The organism is Streptomyces sp. NPDC111744, from assembly GCF_055634995.1.
The window spans coordinates 1-10,344 of the sequence record NZ_JBVKCG010000048.1 but is presented as its reverse complement, the minus strand read 5'-3'; the positions used below and the strand labels follow the sequence as shown (position 1 = coordinate 10,344).

Sequence of the window (10,344 nt, the reverse complement as noted above, 5' to 3'; positions counted from 1 at the left end):
CAGGTCCGGTGCACGCCGTCGACCGTCCGGCGATCAAAAGCCATCGCACTCGGTTTTCCGCGGTACGGCGGCCCGGGCACCGGCTGCTGCGGCAGACCTGCCCCTCTTCCCGTTCCCGAATGAGGCGAAGCCCTATGCCCGAACCAAACATGATCTCCTCCTACCCGCATGCCCGTGACCCGCGCAGCCCGCTGGACCCGCCCGCCGCCTATCTGCGCCCGCAGAGCTCTGCCGTGCTGCCGCGGGTCAAGATCTGGGACAGCAGCAGTCCCTGGCTGGTGACCCGCTACGGCGACGCAATCCAGGCTCTGGCCGACTCCCGCCTCAGCGGTGACTTCAGGCGCCCCGGATTCCCGATCTGCTCGGCGTCCAACGCGGCCAAACTGAAGGGCGTGCTGCCCTACGCGCAGCGGGAGGACGACGTCCACCGCGCCCAGCGAGCCATGCTCATGGGCGAGTTCACCCCGAAGAAGATGGAAGCCAGGCGCCCCCGAGTGCAGCGGATCGTCGATGACGCCCTCGACGCCCTGCTCGAAGCACCGCGCCCGGTCGACCTGATGGCGGCGTTCGCCATGCCCGTCGCGGTCCGCGTCATCTGCGACGTGCTCGGAGTCGACGCCGAGCACGACCGCCGGATGCTGCACGACCTCTGCCGCACCATGGCCTCGCACACCACGGGAGCCGAAGAGGCAGCCCGGACCTGGAAGACTCTCGGGGCGTACTTCCAGCACCTGGCGGAGACCCAACTGCGCGACCCAGGACCGGGCTTGGTCGGCCAGGTGGTGGTCGAACGAGTGCGGTCCGGTGAGCTGAGCCTCGATGACGCCGTGGCGATGACGCAACTGCTGTTCCACGCCGGGCACGGGACGACCGCCTACATGATCGGCGTCGCGGTGGTGGCGCTGTTCACGCATCCCGACCAACTGGCCGCCTTCCGCGCCGCGGACGACCTCGCCCCGGCCGTGACCGAACTGCTCCGCTACACCACGATCGTCCACAACGCCACGCCGCGCGTCGCGACGGAGGACCTCGTCATCGGCCCCACCCTGGTCCGGGCCGGCGAGGGGGTCCTGATCCAGCTGGACGCCGCCGATCGGGACCCGTCGGCCTTCCCCGACCCGGATCGGCTCGACATCCACCGGACACCGTCGCGGAACCTGGCCCTGGGGCACGGGCCGCACCACTGTCTGGGTTACGCGCTCGCCCACATCGAACAACAGGTGGCCCTCGGCGCTCTCTTCAAGACAATCCCCGGCCTGCGGCTCGCCGTTCCGGTGCAAGAGCTGCGGTTCAAGGAAAACGAGAACCTGGTCGGTGTGCAGACGCTGCCGGTGACCTGGTAGCAGCGCCCCCTGACGGCTGGTCACACCGCGGGGCGGGCCACCGACGCCTGCGGGCAACCCGAGACCGCTCGGCCCTGCTTCACCTGACCGCCTCTGCCCTCTCCTCTCTCGAATCGAAAGGCACCCACACCCTCATGTCTCACGAACTCCACTCCCCGACCGACCGCCGCGACCCCTCCAGCAACCAAACACGCCGGGCATCCTCGCCGCCGCCGACGTCTTCACCAGGACAACGCCTGGACACTCCTCGAATCCCTCCGCATCGACACCGGCATCCTCGGACCCTTCAGCGTCCACCCCTGAACCACGGGGAACCACTGGGGTACCACCCCGGTGCGAAACCACCACAACCCCCGGTTTCATGAACACACGCCGAATCAGCGTCGGCCGCTTCACCGGGCGTCCGAGGTCGCCGCCCTCGTGCTCCGCCTCGCCGGTTCCCGGGCCGCGAACATCACCGGCGCCGACATCGTCGTCGACGGCCGCCTCGTCGGTTCCTTCTGACCGGCCGTCACTACACGGTGGGCTCAGGTCCCGCCGCCCCCCCCTTTCCTCCTCCCTTCGGAGACATCAGTGAGATTCCGTCTGTCCGGTTCCCGTGGCCTGGTGGCCTCGGTCTTCGCCCTGGCCGTCGCCCTCGGCTCGGTCACCGTCACGGCTTCGGCCTCCGACACACCCACAACGTCAGCGTCGTCCGGCGAGCAGCTGCCCGCCGGGTTCAGCGAGCACAAGACCAAGGTGGCCGGGACCGGCATCGACTACGTGATCGGCGGCCACGGCCCCACCCTGGTCCTGATCCACGGCTACCCCCAGACCTGGTACGAGTGGCACGACATCATGCCCGCCCTGGCCAAGCACTACACGGTCATCGCACCCGATCTGCCCGGCGCCGGCCGCAGTGACGCCCCGGCCTCCGGATACGACAAGAAGACCATGGCCGCCGACCTGCACGCCCTCCTGGTGTCGCTCGGCAAGGAACGGGACGTCAACGTCGTCGGCCACGACATCGGCACGATGGTCGCCTACGCCTACGCCGCCCAGTACCCGCACAGCGTCAAGAAGCTCGTACTCAGCGAGGCTCCGATCCCGGACCCGGGCATCTACAAGTTCCCGGCGCTGACGGCCAAGGGACCCGGGGCGTGGCACTTCGGCTTCTTCTCCCTCCAGACCGGCCTCCCCGAAAGCCTCATCCAGGGCCGAGAACTCACCTGGACCACCGGCTTCATGCGCGGCATCGCCGTGCACAAGGACGCCCTGACCGACGACGACCTGAGCGTCTTCGCCTCCTACCTGAGCGACTACGCCCACCTCGAAGCGTCCTTCGCCTGGTTCCGGACCTTCCCCCAGGACATCGCCGACAACGCGCGCTTCCAGAAGAAGCCCCTGACCATGCCGGTGCTCGCGATCGGCGCCGACGGCAGCCTCGGCTCCTCGGTCGGCAAGCAGGTCCGCCACTACGCCACCCACGTCACCCCCGTCGTCGTCCCCGACTCCGGCCACTGGATCTACGAGGAACACCCCAAGGAAATGACCGACCTGCTGCTGCACTTCCTCGGCAACCAGCGATGAAATCAGGAGCGAAGATGACCCAGTTCTTCCCCACCTTCGACCCTACGGCAGAGCGTGAGCCCTTCTGGTTCCTGGGCGGCCAGGCCAGGATCCTGCTTCCCGGCGCCGCGACCGACAACCGGCTCAGCCTCATGGAGTTCGCCGACCCGATCGGTCACGCACCCCCGCACCACGTCCACGAGAACGAGGAGGAGGTCTGGTTCGTCCTCGACGGCGAGGTGACGTTCTTCGTCGGCGACAAGCGCCACGACCTGGTGCCCGGACAGGTCGCCTACGGACCGCGCGGGGTCCCGCACAGCTACCTGGTGCGCTCGCCCGAAGGGGCGCGGATAGCGGCCCTGTTCAGCCCGGCCCGCATCGAGGAGTACTTCAGGAGCAACGGAATCTCGGTGGCCGAGGCCGGCGACCTGCCCCCGGAATTCGATCTCGGAACGGTCGTGGCGTCCGCCGAGGCCTTCCACCTGCGTGTCACCGGGCCCCCGCCGACCCTGTGAAGCAGACCGCCCCGGACTTGCAGAAGCGACGAGGAGAACAGCCATGACCGGCAACAGATCCGTGCGACACCGCGCGAGCCGGCACCACCGCAGACAGCCGACGCTCGTGGCCCTGGCGGTCGGGACACTGCTCACCATCCCGGCCCTGTCCGCCGCCATGCCCGCCGGCTCGGCTTCCGCCGCGAATTCCGCGGCAGCGACGACCAGACCGGCCACGCCCAAGCCGACCGTGGTCCTGGTCCACGGCGCGTTCGCCGACTCGTCCAGCTGGAACGCGGTGACATCGCGGCTGGAGCGCCAGGGGTATCCGGTACTCGCCGTCGCCAACCCGCTGCGTGGTCTGGCCGACGACTCCGCCTATGTGTCGAGTGTCCTCGACACCATTCCAGGACCCGTCATCCTGGCCGGCCACTCCTACGGCGGCGCCGTCATCACCGACGCCGCCACCGGCCACCCCAACGTCAAGGCTCTGGTGTACGTCGCCGCCTTCGCCCCCGACCAGGGCGAAACCGGCCTGGACATCCTCGGACAGTACCCCGGCAGCCAACTCCCACCCGCCCTGACCATCCGCCCCTACCCCGGCGGACAGGACGCCTACGTCCACCCCACCGACTTCCGCCAGGTCTTCGCCGCCGACGTACCCGCCGCCGAGACCCGACTCATGGCCACCGCACAACGACCGGCGTCTCTCGCCGCGTTCGCCGAACCCAGCACCACACCCGCCTGGAAGACCATCCCCTCCTGGTACCTCGTCGCAGGCTCCGACCACGCCATCCCACCTACCGCCGAACAAGCCATGGCACATCGCGCAGGCTCCCACACCCAGCTGATCCCAGGCGCCTCCCACGCGGTCCTCGTCTCACACCCCGGCGCCACCGCACACATCATCGAGGCAGCCGCACACGCCACCTCCTGACCAGCGTCATCCGCGTCGGGTGCGGCTCCGGCCGAGCGACGCCCTCGACCAGGGCGGCCAGCCGTGACTGCGGCCCACGACCGCCCGAGCCGATCGAGCCGCACCCGTTCGCGATGCGCGTACAAGCCAGTCGATCCGTGAAGGAAACCGCCATGCCGGCCCCGTCCGACCAGGTCCCCACGGATCCCCGAGGCGGGCGCGCCGCCGATCCGCAACGTGATCGGGACAGCGCCCGCCAACGCCCACTCCCGGGACGCGCCCATCGCTCCGGCGCTCTAACGTCGCAACGTGGGCTGCCCCGCAGAGGACAGCCCCGCCACCTGTTCGCCGGGGACGGAGCCGCCACTGGTGCAGCTCGGGACACCCTGATGACTTCTACCAGCCCAGGAGAGACTCTCGTGAACGCAGCGCCCCGCCGCACCGTACTCGTCACCGGCTCCACCTCTGGCATCGGCGAAGCGATTGCCGCCGCCTTCGCCCGCGACGGAGCCGAGGTCATTGTCAATGGCCGTGACCCCCAGCGCACCGACGCCGCAGCCGAACGTATCCGTGCCACCGCCGGAAACGGTGAAATCCGCGCTGTCGCCGCCGACGTCAGCACCGCGGAGGGCGTCCGCGCCGTGACGGACGCCGTGCCGGATGTGGATGTCCTCGTCAACAACGCCGGGATCTTCGGTGCGAAGCCTCCGTTCGAGATCACGGACGAGGAATGGAGCCGCTACTTCGAGACCAATGTCCTCAGCGGCATCCGGCTCACCCGCCACTACGCTCCCCGCATGGTGCAGCGCGGGTGGGGTCGCGTCGTCTTCATCAGCAGCGAGTCGGCCATCAACACCCCGAAGGAAATGATCCACTACGGCACCACGAAGACCGCTCAGCTGGCCGTCGCCCGCGGTTTCGCCCAGGAGGTCGCCGGAACCGGGGTCACCGTCAACACCGTCCTGCCGGGCCCCACCCTCACCCCCGGTGTCGAGACATTCATCGCCGACCGGGTCGGCGACGGCATCCCCTTCGACGAGGCCGAACGCCGCTTCATCGCCGAGGAACGCCCCACCTCGCTCCTGGGACGACTCATCCGCCCTGAAGAGGTCGCCAACCTCGTCCACTACGTCGGCTCCGACGCCGCTTCCGCCACCACGGGCGCCGCACTGCGCGTCGACGGTGGTGTGGTGAGCAGCATCATTCCCTGACTGTGGCCGGTGTGGTTCGGCCGCGCCTCCCCTGATGCTTCCGGCTTGGGCCGGCCCGGTTCTTCGAGCACCACCGACACCGCGCCGGTCACTGTCGGCCAGGCTGCACCTGACCAGTTGCCGTCTCCGGCTCCTACGTCGGACCGACGGTGGCCGCGGTGGGGTGGCCTGGCGGGGCGGAAGATGGTGGTGAAACCTGGCAGGCCGGCGTCGGGCTCGGTGGTCGTGGCCTGGGCGGCTGTTGCCGCTCCCGGTGTGACAGGGCGCGGTGTTGTCGTCGCTCTGGCCGTCGGGTCGGTGACGGTTTCTCCTGTTCGGGTGAGCCGTGCAAGTCTCAGCGCCTTCTCGAGGGCGGCGATCTCCCGCTTGTACTGGGGCGTCGTCGCGTGGGCCTTGGCGAGGGCTTCCTCGAGCTGGTCGCCGAGATCGGGCGTCCGTACGTGATAGACGTCCGGGTTGAGGAAATCCCACATCGACGAGTCGTCGGGCGGCGTGCCTCCGCCGCGGACCTGGGTGGCCGAAGTGGGCCCCACCCCGGCATCCGCTGAAGGCGCAACCGCAACCCCCGCGTCAAGGTCCATGCCCACATCACCGTCCAACGGACCGGCCGGGTCACCGGAAGCATCGAGCAGGAACGGATCGAAGATGTCGGCCATGTAGTCCAGAACATGGCCCGGCACGGTTATTCACCCGGCACCCCGTCCACAGCGGGATACACCAGGCCGGTCTCAGGAAGGTTATGGAGGGTCTGCAGAAACGCCGCGTCCTGCGGATCCACAGGCAAGGGGCCGGCGGAGGCCAGAGAAGCCCAGAAATCTGACGGCTCGAAGCCGGGCGGCGCAGCCTGCTGCAGCCGGACGCCGTCACCGGTGGGAACGCGGCCAGGACCAGAGGTCACCGCAGAATCGACAGCGCCCGAATCGGCCGCAGGTCCGGACACGTCCTCAGGAGTGTCCTCGTCCATAAAGTCGCTCTGCCGCCCCACCGCCGCGACCGACTGCTGCTGCGCACCCTCGTCACGCCGCGCAGCGTCAGGAGACGTTCTCGGAACAGACGAACCGTCCAACGCCACGCTCCCCGGGTCAGCGGGAAGAGCAGCGGAACCTGCCGGCGCCTCCGGCAAAGGCCCCGGACCCTCTTCAACAACCGAGTCACCCGTACCGGTCACGACCTCAGCCGCAGCGCTGGAGGATCCAGCGTTCGCATCTTGTGCTTCACCGGCCACCGTGAAACGTCGCCAATGGAGGAAGTTATGACGGCGCAGAATGTCTATCTCGCCCTGTGAAATGACAGCGTTGTGGTCTTTCTGTAGGACCAACCCGTAGTAGTGCCTACCGATAGGCACTTCACCATGTTTCGTCAGAGAGTTGATTCGATCATCTGGGTGCTCTTCATCGAACCTCTTCAGAGCTTCTGCAGCGCGTCTCCTATGAGGATTGCTGACTGTGACGCGACGCCGCTTAGGGGGTGCGGCTGACGAGGTCTGGGTGGTCGGTGTGGAGGCCGCCCCGGTACCGGCAAGTGGTCGAGCCGGTGTATTTGAACCTGGCAATTTTGGATCCGTTGCGAAGTCCATGCCCACGGTGCCATCCGTCGCACCGGCCGAGGCGGCGAAATCACCGAGGTGGGCCCGATCGGGAAAGCCACCCAGACTGGCCGGAGCGTCAGGACCCGGAACAGGCCGGTCGGGCAGCTCGTCGTGCCCTTCATCGAACACGTTCCGATCCATGTCCATGGGCTGGTCGGTGTCTGCGGGTCGGTCGGGTTGGGGGTTGGGGTCGGTGAGGGTGTAGTGGTTGCCATGGAGGTGGAGGTGGAGGGTTCGGGTGGGTGGGGGAAGGGGGTGGCCGTCGCGGGTTTCGGTGAGGGGGGTGATGGTGTTGGTGTTGGTGCCGCGGTGGATGTGGAGTGTCGCGCGGATGGCGTTGGCCATGGCGTAGACGGCGAGGTCGCCGGCTCCTCCGGTCCACGCTCCGTCGGAGGCGATGGTTGCCCGGAGGGTGTCGAGGTCGCCGACCGCGCGGGCCATTTCCCGCATGTGCCGGCCCTCGTCGCGGTCGAGCCATTCGACGACCGCCTGGCGCAGATCGAGGGCGGCCTCGTCGCTGTCCCCTTGTCCGAGGAGAATGCTGACGGCGCGGTAGAAGCAGTTGCCGTCCCGCTTGATCTGGTCCTTCTTCAGGGCGGTACGGACCGTACCCCGGTTTGTCACGGCCGTCTGATCCAGGAGTTTCGCACTCTTCGGAAGTGCCGTCAGGGATTTGTTGACGCCCGGGCGCCGCCATGTGACGGTGCCGTCCGCATGGTGGTCGACCCGCCAATACTGCCGCTCCTGTCTGCCTTTCAGCTGCACCAGCACCAGCACCACACTCGACACGACGGCGCTGCCCGATCCGTCCGACGCATCCAGCCCGCGGTGATGAGGCAGTGACTGATCGTTTTGGGGGTAGAGCTCGCTCAACTCCGGCCCTCGCCTGAACCACTTCAAAAGCGGTGATCTATGGCGCTCGAGTATGTCGTACTCCCTCGGAGGCAACTCCCTCTTCCTCTTCCTGCCATTGGCTAGGCGTTTGCCGATGCGCACGGATTCCGTTGTCCCGTCGGGCCGGGGAACGCCGTGCACCACCGTACTATCGGCTATTTTTGCATTCGGGTTCCGCTTGAAGAGGAGGTCGATAGCTTCAGCATACTTGTCCTCATCTGGTTCGAATTGCCTGTGACGCTGGGCTCTCGGCTTCCTGGTCGGTGCATCTTTCGAGGGATCATGGTTCGCAAATCTATCCCTGGGACCGTACCGGGCTTTCACCAGGTTTTCCCACACAGTGTCCGGTAGTCGCTTATTCGTTCGAAGCTCAGTGAAGTACCTGCCGAGGGGGAAGTTAATCTCCTTTCCGTCAGGACCCGGTATCACTTGCTCCGTTGCCGCAATAAGCTTTTCGCCGTGATGCTTTATGACGAAAGCGTCGAGGGCTACATATGCGTTACGCCGCGCCTCTTCCGGTTCGTCGACTTCGAATCGATCCAGGTCTTCGTACCCAAGCTCCTCCAGTACCTCAATTTCCTCTTGTGAAATCTTCGTCCGGCCATCCACTAGCTTTCTGAAGTGTGTTCCGATGGGGATCTTGATTTGCTTGCCGTGAGGGCCGGGGAGAGACCAGTTGAGATTATTGGTGAAGAGCAGCTGATTTTCAGGATTTTCGATATGCCATTCCCTGAGGGCCCTGGCGTACAGTGCGGGTCTTTCCGTGGTGGGTATTTCGGCGATGCTGATGTAGTCGATCTTCTCGCCAGGTACGGGTTGGATATTCGACCCCACTCGTCGGTGCCAATATTGTTGATGGATGACGTGGAGTTGGCGGGGGGTGAGGGTGATGGGTTGTCCGGAGAGTGGGTGCGTTTCGTGCCATTCAGAATGGCCGTCCGTTTTTTTGATGGCGCGGTGAGGGTACTGCATGGTTTCCCGGACGTGGTCGAATACCTGACCGAAGGTGATTTCGGGGTTCTGTTCGATGTAAGTGTGGAGTTCTGCCGTCTGTTCGGGGGTGAGGGCGGGTAGTTCTCTTTCGCCTTTGAGGAATCCGGTGTCTGGTTCTGTGTTCCAGGGGCGGTGGGCAAGGTCAAGAAGGGTGTTGACTGCGTGGAAGCTTGGAACGGGAGGAAGGTAGGTGTCGGCGTTGATCGGGGTGGGTGGACGGGGTGTGGTGTGGGGGAGTTCGGCTGGGCCGGGGAGGGCGGGTGCGGCGAGGCTGGGGAGGTTGAGGGCGGGTGGGCTGTCTGGGATGGCGCCGAAGAGGGAGTCGCTGGGGCTGGAGTATCTGGCGTGTGGGGATGCTGGGGTGTGGGTGCTGGCACCGGCGTGGGGTTGGAGGGATTCCGCGGGGGTGTCCGGAGAGTGTTCTGTTCCGGTTCCGCCGCGCGTGCGGATGGGGTGGCCGGCGAGGAGGAATTCGGCGGTTCTGCGGGCGACGGCGATGGTGTGGCGTTGGTTGTCGAGGGTTGGTTCGGCCAGGCGGGCGACGTCGAGGAAGGCGTTGGCGAGGTCGCGGCTGTGGGTGAGTCCGTGTTTGCGGATGTGCTCGGCCGTTTTGCGGATGGCGTCGGAAATTGCCTCGCCGTATTCGGGTTCTGCGGTGTCGGCTGCCGTGGTCATGGTGTGGGCGAGTACGTCCTTGTCGGGGAGGGACGTGCTGCCGAGGAGTGCGGTGAGTGCGTTGTAGGTGTTGACGGCGATGAGTGTGTCGCGTGCCGGGTCGTTGGTGGTGTGGGTGGGTGGGGCGTGCAGGGTGGGTGTGTGGGTGGGGCTGGTGTCGGCCCCTGGCAGGTGTGTCTCGAAGCCGGGCAGGCCACCACCCGTCGGAGGGGTGGCCCTCGCTGGTGAGGTAGCCGGCTTCTGTGTGGTTGCGGTCGGATGCCGGAGTCGTGCCGTCAGCGGCCGTGGCGGCGGTTTCGAAGGTGACGGCGGGTCGGGGTGTACTGGTGGTGCGGATGTCGGGGCGTGGGCTGGTGCGACCTGGTCCGGCCGGGGCGGCGGCTTCACGGTCGGCACCGGGGCCGGTTCCGGTGCGTGCTCCGGTCCCGGCAGCAGGGGCCAATCTGGTATCCGAGCTGATGGTGGTGCGGGTGGCTGACACGTCTGTCGCACCCGTGGTGGCTGTCTCACTTGTGGCGGGGTTGGTGGCGCGGTGCAGGACTGTGTCGAAGTCGCTCTGGGTGGTGGTGACGGGGTGGGTGTTCAGGGAGGCGCCCGGCCAGCCGCCTTCCTCGGAGGTGAGATGCCCGGTGTCCACCGGCCTGGTGGTGTGTCTCGTGGTGGTGGTGCGGGTGGCCGTCGT

The 10,344-nt window shown here is 67.0% G+C and carries 8 protein-coding genes; 6 read left to right on the top strand and 2 right to left on the bottom strand.

Translation table 11 applies throughout. The features are described 5' to 3' along the window. Positions 1-134 precede the first annotated feature (134 nt). The 5 genes from ACZ7OO_RS42880 (at position 135) to ACZ7OO_RS42860 (ending at position 5,512) form a co-directional block, all read left to right on the top strand. The gene (locus ACZ7OO_RS42880; protein ID WP_471512816.1) at positions 135-1,343 is read left to right on the top strand and encodes a cytochrome P450; all 1,209 of its coding nucleotides are present in this window, start codon (positions 135-137) and stop codon (positions 1,341-1,343) included. A 573-nt stretch (positions 1,344-1,916) separates the two neighbouring features. After that, a complete protein-coding gene (locus ACZ7OO_RS42875; protein ID WP_471512815.1) occupies positions 1,917-2,912 on the top strand; it encodes an alpha/beta fold hydrolase in 996 nt (331 codons plus the stop codon). A gap of 14 nt (positions 2,913-2,926) precedes the next feature. Continuing rightward, positions 2,927-3,406, top strand: coding sequence for a cupin domain-containing protein (locus ACZ7OO_RS42870; protein WP_471512814.1), 480 nt, complete (start codon positions 2,927-2,929; stop codon positions 3,404-3,406). A gap of 43 nt (positions 3,407-3,449) precedes the next feature. Then, a complete protein-coding gene (locus ACZ7OO_RS42865) occupies positions 3,450-4,322 on the top strand; it encodes an alpha/beta fold hydrolase (protein WP_471512813.1) in 873 nt (290 codons plus the stop codon). Positions 4,323-4,720: 398 nt separating this feature from the next. Then, positions 4,721-5,512 carry an SDR family NAD(P)-dependent oxidoreductase gene (locus ACZ7OO_RS42860; RefSeq protein ID WP_471512812.1) on the top strand — a complete coding sequence of 264 codons (792 nt, stop codon included), beginning with the start codon at positions 4,721-4,723 and terminating at the stop codon, positions 5,510-5,512. Here ACZ7OO_RS42860 and ACZ7OO_RS42855 read toward each other — a convergent pair. Next, positions 5,428-6,168, bottom strand: coding sequence for a hypothetical protein (locus tag ACZ7OO_RS42855; protein ID WP_471512811.1), 741 nt, complete (start codon positions 6,166-6,168; stop codon positions 5,428-5,430). The genes ACZ7OO_RS42860 and ACZ7OO_RS42855 overlap by 85 nt on opposite strands. A 26-nt stretch (positions 6,169-6,194) precedes the next feature. Further along, entirely contained in the window at positions 6,195-9,662 is a 3,468-nt protein-coding gene (locus ACZ7OO_RS42850) for an OTU domain-containing protein (RefSeq protein WP_471512810.1), read from the bottom strand. Between the two features lie 470 nt (positions 9,663-10,132). Between ACZ7OO_RS42850 and ACZ7OO_RS42845 the strand changes: the two genes are divergently transcribed. Continuing rightward, a partial coding sequence (locus ACZ7OO_RS42845; protein WP_471512809.1) for a hypothetical protein occupies positions 10,133-10,344 on the top strand: 212 nt, incomplete at its 3' end.

Coding starts and splice junctions, on each gene's coding strand:
- ACZ7OO_RS42880 (WP_471512816.1), top strand. CDS start 135: ATGCCCGAACCAAACATGATCTCCTCCTACCCGCATGCCCGTGACCCG.
- ACZ7OO_RS42870 (WP_471512814.1), top strand. CDS start 2,927: ATGACCCAGTTCTTCCCCACCTTCGACCCTACGGCAGAGCGTGAGCCC.
- ACZ7OO_RS42865 (WP_471512813.1), top strand. CDS start 3,450: ATGACCGGCAACAGATCCGTGCGACACCGCGCGAGCCGGCACCACCGC.
- ACZ7OO_RS42855 (WP_471512811.1), bottom strand. CDS start 6,168: ATGGCCGACATCTTCGATCCGTTCCTGCTCGATGCTTCCGGTGACCCG.
- ACZ7OO_RS42850 (WP_471512810.1), bottom strand. CDS start 9,662: ATGACCACGGCAGCCGACACCGCAGAACCCGAATACGGCGAGGCAATT.